This is a genomic window from Novosphingobium sp. TK46 (assembly GCF_055361525.1).
In genome coordinates, this window is the sequence record NZ_JBSZKB010000002.1 from 209,410 (window position 1) to 225,062 (window position 15,653).

A 15,653-nucleotide genomic window follows, 5' to 3' on the forward strand; every position below is an offset into this window, starting at 1 on the left:
TCAGCCCGCCATAACTCGAAGATGAGAAGGCGGCGCGACCTTCAGGCCGAAGAAGCCGCCCGGTAAATGCCAATAGGCAAAGTGCAATACCCAATACATCGAACGACCAGCTCGGAGTTTGCGATAACCGAACCACGCACCTAGGCTTAGTAAAAGGCCAATTACGATGTGTTGTGCCATTATTCCCCACGCGAATGGAATAACCATCACAAGGAATTCATCGAGCGTCCAAAAGCCGATGAGCTCTGGGTCATCCAAATGTTTGGGTATGCTATATTGGTCCATAGGGCGCCCTAACTGAGTGGGAGAGCCGCCGAGTACCGACGGCTCTCCGTTGCAGACTCAGATCGTCGCCGTGACGGTCGAGGTGACGATCGGGATACCCGTGCCGGCACCGACTCCAACGCCGACCGGGATGGCAACCTGGCCAAGCGAGAAACGACCGGAGGCCAGACCGACGATGCCGCCAGCGAGCGAAAGGACGGTGATGATCTTACCGCCCGAGCCTTCGAGGAAACCGGTGAACTGTGTCAGCGCAGTGTCGAAGGTTCCGTCGGTACCGGCCAGAGCGGTCTCGGTGCCAATGACGCTTGCCGCGACCGCAGTAGCCGCCAGCAGCGCAACCTTGCCAGCGACATTGCCGGCAAAGCTCATCTTCAATGCTTTCATATGGATACCCTTTCGTGAAGAACTGCGCCGCAGCGCTAGTACAAAACGTCGGTAAGTCGGGCAGACTTCAATAGATATTTGCGTGGCAAGATCTTCGTATCTGCCAAATGTAGGGAGAAAGACTAGATTTGATCCGGGATGATAGCGATATGCTGACGCTTCGTGCAGGCGATGGTGTCGTTTTCTACCACTGCCTTGGACACCTTGTACCTCAGGTGGTGACGTTCCGTACCAATTCTGGGAACAGTTCGTCCGCTGGGGGGCGCAGGCGGGTTCTCCCGGCTGGCACGTTGTCACCCCTATTCGAGCTAATGCGACTTTACGGTCGTACACGTCCTGCTAGCGTCGCCGGAGCACATGCCCAAGAAAGCTGAACACCTGTGATCGCTGCCCGTAAGGCGCCTACCGTCTACCGTCTTATGATAAGCCAATCGGCTTTCGAAGTTACAGTGCAGGCAGTCCACAACCTCAGCTTGCGCAATAAAAGACACGAGGTCTTCTCGGCGGTCCTCCAAGAGTCAATTACCACATTTACTGGTCTAAAGCAGACCGTTTTGGATGACCTCGCCGCCCTTGGGGCCACCAAAGGTGATATCCGTATGTTCATCCGGATCCCCCAAGATTTGCAGAAGGGCTTCGAGCAGATCCGCAGTTTGCTTGGCGAAGTAATGGGCTCGACATACGGCACACGAGAGGCCGTGCTGGTATGCAGCTTATTGATCGCTCCTCGCAATTAAGCCTTGCCGAGACGACATCTTCTGGGCCATACCCTTAAGCGATCGCTTATGGGTATGGCGTGCAAACGTGGGGTGCAGATGGAAAAGGTGCGACAATTTATCTCCAGGGTGTGGTGGACCGCCACATGACTGGTGCGATGACTGTGCCAGGCCTGGCCACCATCATCCGGGCGGAACTCCAACGGTCTGGAAAGGGACTCAGGGAGCTTACGCACAACAAGGTCATTACCGAGAGAACGCGCAGAAACTTCTATGAGAGGCTTGAAGGCGGACTTCTAAGCACAGCAGAGATTGTAAGAATTCAGGAGTTCTTGGGCATAGACCCAGTGCGCGTCACGATTGCAGTCATGATAATGAAAGATCCGATGGCGTATTTTGATGCCTGTTGTGAAACTTTGGTAACGATGACAGAGGAACTTGGACCTGCCCTTCAGGAACAAGTTGAGGCTATTCGCGGCGACTTTACTCCAATACATCGTAATCTGTGTAGGGCGCAGGCCTCAAAATTAGCCAGAGAAATGGCCAATCACTCCGAACGAGTGCAGCGACTGCGTGAGGGTGACTTTGACTAGACGTTTTCTTTTAACAGGCTGGCGGGGGAACAAGCAATCATTAGATCCAGTGCTAAGCACTGAATTGTGAGACATTTGCCTTCGGACTAAGCCCGGTGTGCCGATACCCACAATGGCTCGACTTGATTTTCAGACTTCAGGCCAGAAGGAGCAAATTTGCACACTCCGACTTGAAAATCGAATGAGCTGCAATCTGATCGTATAGTGATGGTACCATAGTGACTTGGCGGAACCGGCGCAGCGATCTCCTCATTAAGAAATTGTCCAACACCTTGAGCTAACAGACGCTGATGAACAACGACGCACTTATCGCCTGGACGTCACTGTACTTAGCGGTTGGCTCGATGGCGTTGCTCTGCTCCGCTCTAGCGCTGGCAGTTACGCTTCACGAATTGTCAGCTGGCGACTGGCGCCCAGCCCTCGCAACCCGCTTTGATCTACTCCTCGCTTTACCAAAGGTTTGGTTGAGGTGGCAGCGAAACTATCTGTTTGGCGCGCCAGTCATTGCAATCATCGCCATAGCCTTCGCCAACCATGTTGGGTTCGAAGTTTTCTGGGATATCGAACCTAGTTAAAGGCTGCAAGCGTCGGCTCGCGCCTTCTTACATAGGGAAGTTTGCTGATCCGTTCGCCCGAGTGGTATGCGTTGACGCTCGATAGGATTGCTCGGACGTACCCACGTGTCTCGCGAAACGGCGGCAGGCCACCATATTTTGCTACGTTGCCAGGACCTGCATTATAAGCCCCGAGAGCAAGCCCCCATTCCCCGAACCTTTCGAGTTGCTTGCGGAGATATCGGGCACCTCCGGATAGGTTCTGTGATATGCTCCAACGATCAAGAACGCCCAATGAACGAGCCGTTCCAGGCATGAGCTGCGTTAAACCCGAAGCACCTTTGGAGCTGAGCGCTAGGGGGTTGTAGCGGCTCTCCTGGATGATAAGCGCATCGAACAGGTCGACAGGCACTCCTGCTCCGCACGCTGCCGCTGTCATCACCTGGAAGTAACGTTGCCGACGTAGCTCTTGCGACATATTAAGGAGCGGGTGGGGCTGATAGCGAACCCCACGGCAATTCTCTGAGAAGGTCGGTGTGTAGATCGGCAGGCTGAGGTTTTGGACAAGTCCCTTGTCGCTGCCCCTCATCCAGGCCGGGATCTTCAGATTGTCGACAACACCTGATGGCTTGAATGCTGGTTCAATCGCGACCGATGTCGACCCACGATCCAGCTTACGGATGTCGCCTGCTTCCCCAACGAACCCCGCGTCAACCGTTTTGGTGAGGCTAACGCCCGGCTCAATCAAATAGAATGAATTAGCAGGGTTGCGGAAATTTCTGACCTCTGGCTGTCGCGCGTTTGACAATGCCGGTGAGACTATCACTAAACTTAGAGCAGTGAAGGCTTTGATCGTGTTCATTACATACTCCGATAGGTTCGGAGCATGGTTCGGCTATCGCATTTTGCTCGCTAAACGATTACATAGCGCCGATCAATACACGGGGCGCCGAAGTTCTCGATATTGGCTCCGTGCCTGCTGGTTTTGACTAACGGCTCTCCTCAGACGGTCAGTCAGCCTTCGACCCTATGACAACATCCGGTAGTCTCTGTGGCTCCCGTCCCGCGCGCACGTGTAGTCCTGACGCGACTCCAAGTGCCGCAATTACGGAAGATTAGTGCACGCAATAATAGCATTCTTCACAGGTCCGCGCGTTTTCGAGGCTTCAGTCGCCGCACCGGGGGGGCAAGCGAAGCTAAGCCTTCAGAGCCTCTGAGCGTCACCCTCATAATCGAGCGTGTCGACCACCTTGGTTTGGAACTCGCATGTCTATGCTGAGCTTGATGGTAGGCAGGCGCAGGGTAGCTCCCGCATTGACACGAGCACAATGACCGAGCGCATTTCCCTGCCTTGTCCGTCGTATTCTACTGCAACGGCAGCTCTGCCTGGGGCGGCAGCGGAGAGGTAGAGCCGGGCGGATGAGCAATGAGGTTCCGCGCTAAGCCCGATAATGTGTACACCGCATGGCGCTGAGCGCCTCGATTTTGATGATCGACACGGTAGCCTTCGTAATGGCGCTTAAGCAGGCCAGCTTTGACGAGTTCGGTTACCGCGCGACTGAGATTGGCCTTAGCGGCGGCTCGCACACGTCGTCGGACCTCATCATCGATAATCGCCGTGGCGCTCTGGTCGTTATCCGGTAAGCGTCCGCTCGCGCTAAGCTCAGCGTCTACCTTGGCTGTTATCGCTATGCGCTTGGGATCGCGGTGGCCCATCGGCGTAAGCGCATCGGATAGCCAGTCCCGCAGGAGCAGAGTGCCTTCGGAGCTTCGGACGAATGGACCCGCGTTTCCATTCTGATCGGCAACCTCCGCGAGAAGATTGAGAAGCATGAATGCATACCTTGGACGAGTACTGCCTTGAGCGAGTTGGCCGAGTAGTGCCGGCATGGCACTACCGGCAAGGCTGATAGGGCGAGCTGCTTTGACGTTGTACATAATGAGCACGAAGTAAGCACAAATGAGGAATCTTGTGAATCCTTCAAATGGAGCAATCCGGCATCCAGGCCACTTTGTCGTTCGTGACACTTTACCGCAGGTAAAGTGTCATAGGCGGCATTCGCCAATCGGCCGGGGGTTGAGTGGCTGAAAGGGGGCCGGGAGCAGACTGTCCGGTTTCGGGTGAGCCACTGGAAAAAGCCGCCGTTCGTTCAGCTAAGTGTTGGATGCCGGAAGGCCCAAAGCAGTCATTTGGGCCATCCCTGCCGCACTCCAACTTCTGCCGTTTGTCAGCTTTGTTTTGCATTCTCGAAGGCTCGTGCAACCTGGCATGGATCAAAGCCCCATACAGGCGCGACATTGAGGCGATGCGTTACTGCATCCAAGCGCCTCCTCGCCGGACTGGCCGACCCTCCGCCGCGCCCGATCACCCTGAATGCGCATCTTCAGAAACTCGCCACCAGGAGGCATCTCTCCCGTCACTATGAGGACGTGGTCTCGCCACGGCGGCCGAGCGTTCCTGTGCTTTCAAAGGTGGTTTCCAGGCATCTCCTCCCTCGATTTTTATCGTCCTTTGGGCTCGATTCTACCTAATAGGAGGCCCGGCCGCTGAGGCGATCCGGCGCTCGCCTGAAACGAGAGCCGGACCTCAAAGGGCGCATCATGCAACGTCTGGAATATATGCCTTACGGAGCGCTTCGGTAATGACCTGCTGCGTGGGCGCCGACAGACCATGCATGACGCCGGATTGCTCGTGCGCCACCTCCTGCGCTAGAGTGTCAAGCTCTGCGGAAATCGCACGAAGGCCGTCCATTTTGGCGTCGTTGTTCAGGATGGTACGCGTTCCATCCGGGGTACGCAGCGATCGCGCTGAGACCTTATTGTTCCAGCACCAGTCGAAGAAACGCTGGGTCTCTGCAAGGATGGAAAGTTCAAACTGATAGCCGGCCCGCAATGCCGCTCGGTCGGCGTGGTAAAGCAGCGCAGCAATATCGAAACTCGGCAGCTTCATTGCCGCCTGCTCATCCTCGGTGTCATTCTTGACGTTCTTGGCGAGGCGAATAGCCTTCTTAAGCCCGCCGAGCGTCGAGACGTCTGCCTCGTTGACCCTGTAGATGTGCAGGAATGGCGAATTTTCAATCGTGGTAGGCACATGCTTGTCGAGGATAGTCACCCCCCGTTCGTGTTCCTGCTGTGCTGCTTGGTATTCGACGTTGTCGTGCCAATGCGAAGGTACCACGTCGACAGGGCGATCCAACGAACCACCTGACATCGCGATCGCCTTACCGCCAGAACAATCGACCTTCACCTTCGGATAGGCATTCTTCAGTACCGATTCAGCCTCCGCCCGCAACTCCAGCAGGACGTCCACCGGACAGCGATTACTCGGCGTATACCAACCATCACGCGCGAGTGCTCCACCCTGCGTGTAGGTCAAGTATGATCCCGCCAACGTCAGCAAGTCCACATCGCTGACTCCCCGGATATGGACATCGAGCGGTACCGATCCCTGCAGGCGGAAGTCTACGTTCATGGACAAGCCCTGCTGCAGCTGCTTGCCGACGCGAGTGGCAGTTTCGATGGAAATGTCGGTGTAGCGCTTTTCAACCGCCTGCATTGCCCCAAGGGCGTAGCGCGTGAACGGCTGCGTCGTCGCGCGCTTCTGCCACCTCTCGATAAGCATGCTGTCATTGACGATCGACGCGAGGGATTCCGTACCGACACGGTCGTAGCTGTCGATCCCTTTGCGACGGTTGTTGAGATTCGTTAGGCGATCATTAATATTGCGAGCCATCAGTTGGCCTCCTTTGTCAGTTTCATGGTTCCGAAAGTATTGCGGCCGCGGCCGTTGAAGTATTCACCCGTCGCAGAGCTGCCATCTGTAGCAAAGATGATCTCGGCAAAGCCGTGATGGGCGGCAAGATGTGCTTCGCCCACCCGTGGGTGATTGCGGTAATGATAAAGGAGCCTGTATCCGACCGCCGCATCGTAAAGGAGCGCCGCAGCAACGCTGTCTGAGGACGACTGTGTCGTCGCGAGATGCACTCGAATGCGATCCCACGATTGGACGATCGTAATCTTCCCTTGCCAAGGAAACGGGGGAGTGCGGTCGACCCCGGCACCCTCGCATGCCCAGACACCAGCAAGATGCGGAACCTTGAGAGCACGTCCCAGCGGACCGATCCGCCAGGCATAGTGATCAAACAGCCAATACAGCAGCGTATAGACCATCCCGGCACCGACCAACGAGAGGACGGCCGGAGGGAGGTTGGCGTTGATCCCAAACGAACGAGCAAGATCGATGGCGGAAAGCAGAACAAAAACTGCGGCGGCGGAGATTAGTGCGGATGCGCGCGCGATCCACTTCCCGATGGCCGCACGGTTACATCCACCTAGTAGGGCATATTCATGTTCAAGGGGCATAGGCAATTTGTTCCTTCTCGTTGACGATGAAGGATGTAATGCAGGCATCGTGCCAAATGACGGAAGTGACGGAAATGGATCACTTTTTCAAATTCCTCGCAATCACGATAATAAGGCATATTATGCTTGCATAGTTTGGGTTATTCCTACGCCATGCAGATTCTTTTTGCCTGGATTGGCCGAGCCGACCTCGACGCTGAAAGCCATGCCTTTCTCGGGCCGATCCTGGACGCGCTACGCAGGCGGCCTTTCGAACAAGCCTGGCTGCTGTGTAATTGGCCAGCATCTGAAATGGAGCGTTACAATGCCTGGCTTGATCGCGAGGCACCTAACGTCAGAATAGTGGCCCGCGCAGCGTCGCTGCCGCAGCCGAATGCATTCACGGAAATATATCGGTACGCGTCAGCGTTCATCGCCGAAGCGGTCGAGATCGTCGGTCCAGGCATCAAACTCACGTTCCACTTGAGCCCGGGTACGCCTGTCATGGCTTCGGTATGGCTCTTGCTCGCCACCTCTCGCTTTCCGGCTGAGCTAATCGAATCTTCTGCAGGATCGCTTAATACAGTTCAGCACCCCTTCAACCTGCCGGCCGAAATTCTCCCCGACCTCCTTCGTGAGCCTGATCGCCGCTTGGCCGAAGCCACCGCGGAGCGACCGGGTGCCGCGAGCAGTTTCGGGGCTATCGTCTCTCGTAGCTCGACTATGAAGCGCGTGATCGCGCTCGCTCGCAAGGCTGCTCCGCGCAACGTGCCACTTCTGATCGAAGGCGAATCCGGAACCGGAAAGGAACTGCTAGCACGAGCAGTCCACTCAGCCAGTCCGCGGGCAAGTCGCGAGATGATTGTGGTCAACTGTGGGGCCATTCCCACGAACCTTGTGGAATCGCGGCTCTTTGGTCATCTCAAAGGCGCGTTCACAGGAGCAGATCGTGCGCAGGCAGGATGCTTCGAGGAGGCGGATGGCAGCACATTGTTTCTGGACGAGGTGGGCGAACTACCACTTCCCGCTCAGATAGCATTACTGCGCGTCCTGCAAGAAGGCGAAGTCACCCGTATTGGGGAGAACAAGGTACGGAAGGTCGACGTACGAGTCGTAGCAGCAACAAATCGAAACTTATTCTCCGAGACTATAGATCGGCGGTTTCGTGAGGATCTATTTTACCGGCTCGCCGTCCTCAGCATTCAATTACCCCCGCTCCGAGAACGGTACGGCGACTTACCACTATTAATCGACGAGTTGCTCGAGCGAATCAACCAGGAGATGGCAACAGATCCGCTTTTCAAAGCGAAGGAGCTTGATGCAGGAGCTAGAGCGTTGCTTTGTGACCAGCCATGGCGTGGCAATGTTCGGGAGCTGCAGAATACATTAAGGCGCGCCCTTGTGTGGTCCGATCGACGGATGCTCAATGTCGAGGACATCAAGGATGCGCTGCTCCCGGAACCAGTAAGCAGGTCTGAAAGCATTCTCGACCGCCCTTTCGGAAATGGGTTGGATCTTGACCAGATACTTCGCGACGTGGAAACGCATTACATAACGCGCGCCCTTGCGAATACGGGTGGAAACAAATCCCGCGCGGCTCGCTTGATTGGCTACGCGAGCTATCAGCGTTTGGATATGCGGCGTGAGAAGTTGGGATTGTGAAGACGTCTACGCGGCCTAGCGAATCTGCTGCCGAATTTGCGAAGATAGGGCCCAGGGGAAAGGTTACCATTCGTGTGCCTTAAGAGCGCCCGTCGCTCGCTTGAGATCACACCCGCAAGAGATACGGGGCTACAATCCCACCCCTTCCCCGGTGAGACCCACTGCTGAAAGAGCACCGGCGCAAGTCCGCACCTCCTCCCAGGTTACAGGACGGCAATGGGCTATGCTATTTCGAAGTTTCCGCGCTCCGTGGAGTGCATCGGTGATCTTGTTTGCTTCTGTCTTCAGCTGCCAGCAAATAGGCCCCCAATCCAGGGAGTCTATATCCTGATCAAACGAGCGGGGATCCGGCTGAAGTTGATACCGAAAACGACTTACGACTTCCTGCCGGACCTCCTCGAGCCACGGGAATAAAACAGCCGTTTGTCCGCGCCACACTCTCTTTGCCAGCAACGCTGGATTATTTGCGGCAAGAAATAGTGGATGAACAGAGACCTGCCCCCCGAAGTGATCTGCGCTTCCTGCGCACCAATCAGGCTTTACCCCTTTCCAAAGCGACACCCGGCAATCGGCCCAACGCCCCAAATTGCGATCTGGGCGGATAGCTTGCTCCAAAGGAGCCGCTGCAATCTGCTCGACAACATCCAGATCCCAAGCCCCAACTTCGATGGCCACGCTGATGGCTAAACGCTTGCCAATGGTCCATTTAGATGTCCCAAGGTTCGCCGCAAAGCTTGCACCGTCCAAAGGGCCGAGCACGTTATTCACAGGAACTCGTTTCCACAGAGGTTCTGAACATAGAACCTCCTCACGCCTGGATAACAGTATAATCCTTGGGACCTCAGCATCTTTGCGGATGGCAACCGCTTCTACAAATCGGATTAAGTCATTTACGAAAGAGGAAAGTTCCTCGACATTCCAGACAATTATAACTGCAAATCGAATTGCGAATGCGAAACCATCGATAGTCGATGCCTTCGCGCCAAATTCATTGGTCAGCCTCTCCAACAGCTCTGCACTATCATGTGATCCATCAATCCGTAGAACGCGATCGAGCCCTTCCTGTTCGATCGCGTCTGCGATGGTCTGACTGAGGATTTGAGTAGCGAATGGCTCGTGAATGAAAGTGCCCACCCGCCCGCTTCTGCCCGCGACAAGTAAATCGACAAACCGCCGACCGCCAGGAAGCGCCCAGTAAGATGGATGTCGGATCACAGGGCGTCTTCGGCGCTCAAAATTGTGGCGACGAAAGGATTGAGAATCCAGCCTGGTTCAACTTCGGGATCAAGGATCCGCTCCAAAGCTCCCAGCCACTCAAGAACGCACAACCCGTGGTCGACACTGTTGAGGCCTTCTTCCTCCATCAAGGTAACCATAGCCGCTCTGTCCTTAAGGGAAACGGCGCCATTGTATTGCTCGTGCAGGACACGAAGGATCGAGTTGAGCCATGGATCACTCAACCCCAGATCATCGAGAGTGCTCCCAAAGTCACGGCCCTTGGGCGTTTCATTGATTGCATCTTCAAATGCTGGCTGGCTCTTCGCCTCGATGTCGCTCAGGATTTTTGGAAAACCGCCCGTGGCACGACGGGCCTTCTCGACCGAGGCAGAATCACTTACCTTGATCCCCAGTCGGTGCTCCATCCACTCCTGCACGCCGGCCTCCTGCATCGGCGCCAGCGTGATCAAGGTGGCTCCCCATAGGCGATCACCATCGTACTGGGCATAGATCTCTCGCCAGTCGATCAGCGTCGGAAGCAGAAGTACGCGTACCCCTTGGGGTCGCCCCTGATTGGAGAGTCGCGTGGCACGACGTACCTCCGAATGACTAAAGATGGTTTCAAAAGCTTCACGCCCAAGCCACGGACCGGTAGCAATCAATAGGCCACGTTGGCACCCTGCCTCTTTAGCCCTGACGGCGACAGTACTGATCGCACGTTCGATTTGCTGAACGCTGGAAACCTTCTGATCTAATACGAATAGCTGGTGGTCTCCTCGAACCAAGTCCGACACTGCACCCGCGACTAAATTGAGGCCCAACGCAGGGGAGCTGAGTGCGACTGCCAGTGGTGGGGCATCGTGAGGCTCAAGAAGCACACTTTCTTGGCGGAACGTAAGTGGCGATGGCGCATGCGAAGCAACCATTCTTCGAGAACTACCGGTATCGTCAATCGTCAGGTACGGCTGAAAGGCCATTTCCTCAACACGATCCTCCACTTCCCTAGTCGAGCCCAACATCGCGGCAATTCGTGCCGATCGGATCGCAAAGCGCCCATCGTTCAAGCTGACAAGGACTCCAAGTCCTTCCATTTCTTTCAACAACCCTTCAAAGGCGCTGTTCGACGAGTCCTCCACGAAGCCTTGAGGCCACCAGTACATTGCCTCTCGCTGGATTTCAGCCACGGAGAGCCCAGGCCTCGACAAGCTGGAAGGTCCAGAGTCCTGTGTACCGATCAAGACCAGGTAGGCGATGAGCCGATATCGCTGATCCAAGTTCAATGTGGCATCAAACTTCGTACTCACGCCATTTCGAAACGTATCGTCCCGTAGAGCGTGGTTGAGTTCTTCCTCGGAAATCCGCATGGGAAGTACCGGCGACTTGCCCGAAAGACGCGAAGCGGCTTTCGCATTCATACGATCAACCAACACCTCACCCAACGATTGCATAAGCGAAGGATAGTATCCGATCTCAGACAACGCTCGGCCAACGAGTGCCCTACCTTCCGCCGAGTTCTCTCCGAATGCATAGCCTGCGACCGCCATCGGCGCTTCAACCATCGCACGCGCGGCAAATAGGTCCTTCCCCATCAAAGGACCGACCCGAATAGGATTCCCAAAGTGAAGAAGTGGGGAGTTCGGAGACCGCGCAAGTCTTTGAACGTCGTGAAGGCCTGCAAAGATAAATTTGCAGCGACGATCAGTTAGGCGCATCAATTCGCGGACCTGCAGCAAAATCTTGAATTCCGCCTTGATTTCGCTGTGCAAGAGTTTGTCTGATTCGTCGACCAATATCACCAGGCGACGCGATCGGTCTTCGTCTAACCAAGCACATATGGCCGTGTGAACACTCGCTTCACTCGGCCTACTTGGCATTGTAATCCCACGATCCTGACACCGCCTCGCCACCCAGCGCCAAAAAGGGGACGGTCCGTCGCGACCAAATGCCTCGACGTCGTCATCACCATAGATAACACAGTGGTTCGGTCTATTGTGACGCAGTTCAATTTGGCGCAAAAGCGCTGTCTTCCCCAGTTGGCGACCGCCGTAAACCAGGCATGAACCGTTAGGGTTCCACAACTCCTTCAACTCTTCATCACGGCCAAAGAACATTTCAGGCGATGTTTTCTGAGCTATGTCGGAATAGGGTTGCACTACCCCGCAAGCCAAGGCCAGCATAAAGAAATCTGATCGCCCACGTAGTCGGCGCCCAACCAGAAACAAAATGAGCGCCTCATCAATTAGTGCGCACGGCGGAGTTGCGCCGGCCATTCGTACTTGCTTCATGAATGTTCGGCGGGCGGAGTCCGTGATAATGCCCTTTACAATAATAAAGGTAGGCATGTTGAGATTAGACTTGAGGGCAGCTAGCTCGGCGCCGGTCCCGACGCTACGGCGATCGACCAATATAATATCATACTCGCCACCGGCTTCACTTCCAAATGCCGGGGCGATGCACTCTTCACGCGATCTAAAGACGGGTGTCTTCAGATTAAAAGCACCTATCGTATTTACTTTCTTCTTACTGGCGACATCTATTTGAGAGGTGGCCAGTAGAGATTGAAATAAGCCTTTGAGATTACCTGCGGTACCACCTTCGGCCGAACGCCGCAGGTCGTGCCAAGCATTGAGCAGGCTTGATGCAGCTTCAATTTGAAGATCGTCGAAATTCGCGAAATCGCTATCTCCGAGAACCCCACGGTTCTCGATCAGATCGAGTGCACTGGATATATCAGGATTGATATTCGAATTCAAAAATCGATTGAACGCCACCATCAGATCGATAGGCGTGTCGACGATCAAAACGCCCTGCTTGTACGCCTCGATGTGTTCTGAAAGGGTGGTGAGATCTTTCAGTTCCACCATTTTCCTCAAGTCCGCCACCTCGGTACCTTGGCGTTCCAGCGCATCGATCTCGTTTACAAGTGGTCCGATTAACACCAAGAATCCTTCATCGATTTCTCGGGTAACTCTCGTTAACGCAGCGTTCCATTCACAAAGGTCAAGGTAAACAGCTGCATCCTGAAGGTCGGAATCCAGTTTATCCAACGTCGGCGCGAGCTCTCGGCTAAGCACCTGCCGGTCGTCCGCTCCGAGCAGGTCGTTCAGTCGCCTACGGGCTTGGCCAATTTCGACCTTTGCATTTGAGATCTGCCTATCAAACTCACCAACGAGTCGGCGCTCGATTTCCGGACTCCGAGTCACGTCATCGAGCAACAATTGGTCACGGGCCATCATGGCATCGGGAAAGCGGCCAGATCCTAGTGCGCGCTCAAACGCCCGTTCAAAGTTAGGGATCGTGGACGCCACATTCTTCGCATCCGCGAAATATGCCAAGAGATCACCTGAAGACCATTCAGCGCCCTCGCCCGAGCGAGGCGGCTTCTCGAAAAGCAAGAGCATTTCCTGCTCGTCGATCAGACTGTAGCGATCATCACGCTCCACGCCTGAAAAATGTGCAAGAACAGAGTCTATTGCAAATATCGCAACTCCAATACTCAGACGAGTGGCCTCGTCCTCTCTTTCCATGGACATTAGATCGCGTTGCGATTCCAGAAGCGCTGTGCGAAGCTCATTGTGACTGTGGAAACCGTATTCGTTTTTATCAATATGGCGCCGACTTTCATTGAGCCTCTGCCAGGTCTCGAGTCTATCGGAGAGGTCTTGGATCCAGTCACCAAGTGTCGCACGAGCCCCGGCCGTGAGCATCTGGACCTTACGCCCGCCAGCGAGCGTTCGATCGGCTGTTGATATCGCCTGGTCAACGTCGCCAATGGCGTCAATGGCCCGTGCAACAAGGTCAGGGGCGTCAGGACCGTCAGCAATGATCGCGTCGAGGGCATCCCGGACTTGGCCGGAACGCAGAAAGCTACTCCATATCAGCGTTGCGCGCTGGAACTTGAGCCTCCGGGACGGCGCCGCTTCCAAGTAGCTTTCAAGCTCACTACGGAAGAGTTCGAGCTGTCTCTGCGGGGCGAGTTGGTCACCAACCTCAGCGAGATCCAAAGGGTTCAGTTGCCCGCGCCGGGCGACCTCGGACGCTATCACCATGAGGGCGTCTACGCTCCGGGCTATCTCCTTTAAACCCGTGAGTTGCCGCAGCACGCGATCGGCGCTCGCTTCGATAGCAAATAGTGCCGGGCGGAGCGATGCCGCAAAAACAACCAGCTGGGCGCTTGCAGGAAGCCCATCCTCTAATTCGGCCTCGACCAATGGTCGTTGAGAGTCGAATATTTCCGCCGCACGCGGTGCCGCATAATCCCCTGCTTTTAAGCCAGCAGTCAGCGCGCGAAGTATCGTCGGCGACAAACCATAGGGAGCTTTGAGGCCCGCATTTACCGACGTTATTGAAATATGTTCGGCAAGCGCAAAGCTGCATCCGCTTAATGCCGCGCTAGTTGCTTCATGCGCGGCGGCTTTCAATTCAAGATGCTTAGTTTTGCCGTCGACTGCCTGACTGGCAAGCAGTTCGGCTTCAGCAACCACTTCGGTGACCTCTTGTTTAGGGAGCCGTTCGACGGCCAGGTCTGCTGGATTTTCGGTTCCTGAAGGTCTTTCGGTGACTGGCGTTACTTCCGAACCACTTGCCCCCTCCACAGATCCGTTGGCTACACTTCGCGAGCTAAACGATGGGCGTTGAGGTTCAACTACATCAGCTGCTCGAACAGTGTCCTGTCGATCTATAGTAGCCGGAGAATCCGCAATGCCTGCCGGTTGAGGATCGACCTGTTGAACGCTTCCGCGTTCTAGGAAACCAGCAACTTCGCCCTCTTCCGCAGCAATGGGGCCGTGCCCCCTAAAAATCTCCGAGAGGCTCTCGAATGCGTTGAGTTCGGTCTTGCGTGCTTCGGCGACGCCAGCATAATCGTGGGTAGTCGCTAGTTCATCAAAGGCGCGACGCCATGCCGACACCGCATGTGAATACGTCTCAACATGTTCTACCAACGCTTGGCACTTGCCTCCATCCAGTTCGCCAAGCGAAGCGCCCACAAGCGCAATCAGTCCGAGACCTTGGTCGACGGTATCGGTACCACACCGCCTTATGTCAGCCTCTGAACACGCAATTCGATTTTGGAACTCGGCCAATTGCTGCGCGCGGTGTTCCTTGGCGATTTTTTGTTCTTGAGAAACCTGATCGAGTTGGTCTGCAATTAGACGAAGAAGCCCCGGGAGCTCTCCACTGTCCATTCGGTGTTGGCGAAGGATGCTGTCCAACTCGGCGCCAATGAGGGCGAAGCTCTCATCCAGCCCCTTCGCAAGAACTTCGTCCTCGTCCTTGTGTGGCAGCGGCGGTTGAGCGTGGCTAGGTTCAGGTTCATTTGAATGATCGAAGGGCGTCAGAACGACCTCAGAACCTTCAATCAAGGAGCGAATCTGCGGGTATTCCGATAACCAGGCAGGTGGATTCCAATCGGGCGCAATATTTTTGCCGACCCACAAGAGCCAAGCGGCCTCTCTAAGCTTTCCGATCCTCGCCAGCTCAGCCGCCCAGCGGCCTTTGGGAGGCAGTCGTCCTGTCCGGGCAGCGGGTGCAACTGCCTTGCGCGCGTTTCGCTCTGCAGACTCCACGAGGCCGCGAATTCCCGCTCGCTTGCAGATGGACTCGGCGAAAGAGGCGCCGCCAAGACACAGCAGTTTCGCCATAGCGTCGACTGAGCAGCTCTTGTCGAATTTCGACTGCCAGCCTGGAAAAGACTCTATCGCCGCTTGCTCCGCGAATTTCCGATTATGGCTGGGCACCCACTGAAGGAGCTCATTGAGCGACACTTCGGTCAAAAGCGGAGAACCCACTTCTTCGTTGAAATGGGAAGTCGAGATAGTCATGTTGCCCCCTGATCTGGGCTATGTGCATGACAGCGGCGAGGAGGTAAAGGCGCTTGATTGCAATGGAAATAAGTCGGG

Annotated in this window: 12 protein-coding genes; 4 read left to right on the forward strand and 8 right to left on the reverse strand. The window is 55.4% G+C overall.

The window, feature by feature from the left end; all coding sequences use genetic code 11:
- Both traL and ACXJ1Z_RS19240 read right to left on the reverse strand, forming a co-directional pair.
- On the reverse strand, nucleotides 1-285 hold the full coding sequence (gene traL, locus ACXJ1Z_RS19235; RefSeq protein ID WP_463781361.1) for a type IV conjugative transfer system protein TraL: 285 nt from the start codon (nucleotides 283-285) through the stop codon (nucleotides 1-3).
- A gap of 57 nt (nucleotides 286-342) precedes the next feature.
- Entirely contained in the window at nucleotides 343-669 is a 327-nt protein-coding gene (locus ACXJ1Z_RS19240; RefSeq protein WP_463781362.1) for a hypothetical protein, read from the reverse strand.
- A 380-nt stretch (nucleotides 670-1,049) separates the two neighbouring features.
- Here ACXJ1Z_RS19240 and ACXJ1Z_RS19245 point away from each other — a divergent pair, with 380 nt between their 5' ends.
- The 3 genes from ACXJ1Z_RS19245 to ACXJ1Z_RS19255 all read left to right on the forward strand — a co-directional run bounded on the left by ACXJ1Z_RS19245 (nucleotide 1,050) and on the right by ACXJ1Z_RS19255 (nucleotide 2,553).
- Nucleotides 1,050-1,406: a hypothetical protein gene (locus tag ACXJ1Z_RS19245; protein WP_463781363.1), complete on the forward strand. Its 357-nt coding sequence runs from the start codon at nucleotides 1,050-1,052 to the stop codon at nucleotides 1,404-1,406.
- Between the two features lie 125 nt (nucleotides 1,407-1,531).
- On the forward strand, nucleotides 1,532-1,978 hold the full coding sequence (locus ACXJ1Z_RS19250) for a hypothetical protein (protein WP_463781364.1): 447 nt from the start codon (nucleotides 1,532-1,534) through the stop codon (nucleotides 1,976-1,978).
- A gap of 290 nt (nucleotides 1,979-2,268) precedes the next feature.
- The gene (locus ACXJ1Z_RS19255; RefSeq protein WP_463781365.1) at nucleotides 2,269-2,553 is read left to right on the forward strand and encodes a hypothetical protein; all 285 of its coding nucleotides are present in this window, start codon (nucleotides 2,269-2,271) and stop codon (nucleotides 2,551-2,553) included.
- Here ACXJ1Z_RS19255 and ACXJ1Z_RS19260 read toward each other — a convergent pair.
- The 4 genes from ACXJ1Z_RS19260 to ACXJ1Z_RS19275 form a co-directional block, all read right to left on the reverse strand.
- Nucleotides 2,546-3,394: a lytic transglycosylase domain-containing protein gene (locus ACXJ1Z_RS19260; protein ID WP_463781366.1), complete on the reverse strand. Its 849-nt coding sequence runs from the start codon at nucleotides 3,392-3,394 to the stop codon at nucleotides 2,546-2,548. The genes ACXJ1Z_RS19255 and ACXJ1Z_RS19260 overlap by 8 nt on opposite strands.
- A gap of 503 nt (nucleotides 3,395-3,897) precedes the next feature.
- Nucleotides 3,898-4,422 (reverse strand): hypothetical protein, encoded by a 525-nt coding sequence (locus ACXJ1Z_RS19265; RefSeq protein WP_463781592.1) that lies wholly within the window; start codon nucleotides 4,420-4,422, stop codon nucleotides 3,898-3,900.
- 709 nt (nucleotides 4,423-5,131) lie between these two features.
- Entirely contained in the window at nucleotides 5,132-6,265 is a 1,134-nt protein-coding gene (locus ACXJ1Z_RS19270; protein ID WP_463781367.1) for a nucleotidyltransferase-like protein, read from the reverse strand.
- Complete coding sequence (locus ACXJ1Z_RS19275; protein ID WP_463781368.1) at nucleotides 6,265-6,894, reverse strand: Cap15 family cyclic dinucleotide receptor domain-containing protein; 630 nt, start codon at nucleotides 6,892-6,894, stop codon at nucleotides 6,265-6,267. The genes ACXJ1Z_RS19270 and ACXJ1Z_RS19275 overlap by 1 nt, the downstream gene beginning before the upstream one ends.
- Before the next feature lie 153 nt (nucleotides 6,895-7,047).
- On the opposite strand from ACXJ1Z_RS19275, the gene ACXJ1Z_RS19280 reads away from it, so the two are divergent.
- Nucleotides 7,048-8,535, forward strand: a complete 1,488-nt coding sequence (locus ACXJ1Z_RS19280; protein ID WP_463781369.1) for a sigma 54-interacting transcriptional regulator — start codon at nucleotides 7,048-7,050, stop codon at nucleotides 8,533-8,535.
- Between the two features lie 129 nt (nucleotides 8,536-8,664).
- Here the strand turns inward: ACXJ1Z_RS19280 and ACXJ1Z_RS19285 are convergent, their stop codons facing one another.
- Both ACXJ1Z_RS19285 and ACXJ1Z_RS19290 read right to left on the reverse strand, forming a co-directional pair.
- Entirely contained in the window at nucleotides 8,665-9,669 is a 1,005-nt protein-coding gene (locus ACXJ1Z_RS19285; protein ID WP_463781370.1) for a hypothetical protein, read from the reverse strand.
- A 77-nt stretch (nucleotides 9,670-9,746) separates the two neighbouring features.
- On the reverse strand, nucleotides 9,747-15,575 hold the full coding sequence (locus tag ACXJ1Z_RS19290; RefSeq protein WP_463781371.1) for an ATP-binding protein: 5,829 nt from the start codon (nucleotides 15,573-15,575) through the stop codon (nucleotides 9,747-9,749).
- Nucleotides 15,576-15,653 lie beyond the last annotated feature (78 nt).

What these genes read in the sequence shown, in the direction of transcription:
- traL (WP_463781361.1), bottom strand. Translation starts at nt 285, where the DNA reads ATGGACCAATATAGCATACCCAAACATTTGGATGACCCAGAGCTCATC.
- ACXJ1Z_RS19240 (WP_463781362.1), bottom strand. Translation starts at nt 669, where the DNA reads ATGAAAGCATTGAAGATGAGCTTTGCCGGCAATGTCGCTGGCAAGGTT.
- ACXJ1Z_RS19250 (WP_463781364.1), top strand. Translation starts at nt 1,532, where the DNA reads ATGACTGGTGCGATGACTGTGCCAGGCCTGGCCACCATCATCCGGGCG.
- ACXJ1Z_RS19255 (WP_463781365.1), top strand. Translation starts at nt 2,269, where the DNA reads ATGAACAACGACGCACTTATCGCCTGGACGTCACTGTACTTAGCGGTT.
- ACXJ1Z_RS19260 (WP_463781366.1), bottom strand. Translation starts at nt 3,394, where the DNA reads ATGAACACGATCAAAGCCTTCACTGCTCTAAGTTTAGTGATAGTCTCA.
- ACXJ1Z_RS19265 (WP_463781592.1), bottom strand. Translation starts at nt 4,422, where the DNA reads ATGCCGGCACTACTCGGCCAACTCGCTCAAGGCAGTACTCGTCCAAGG.
- ACXJ1Z_RS19270 (WP_463781367.1), bottom strand. Translation starts at nt 6,265, where the DNA reads ATGGCTCGCAATATTAATGATCGCCTAACGAATCTCAACAACCGTCGC.
- ACXJ1Z_RS19275 (WP_463781368.1), bottom strand. Translation starts at nt 6,894, where the DNA reads ATGCCCCTTGAACATGAATATGCCCTACTAGGTGGATGTAACCGTGCG.
- ACXJ1Z_RS19280 (WP_463781369.1), top strand. Translation starts at nt 7,048, where the DNA reads ATGCAGATTCTTTTTGCCTGGATTGGCCGAGCCGACCTCGACGCTGAA.
- ACXJ1Z_RS19290 (WP_463781371.1), bottom strand. Translation starts at nt 15,575, where the DNA reads ATGACTATCTCGACTTCCCATTTCAACGAAGAAGTGGGTTCTCCGCTT.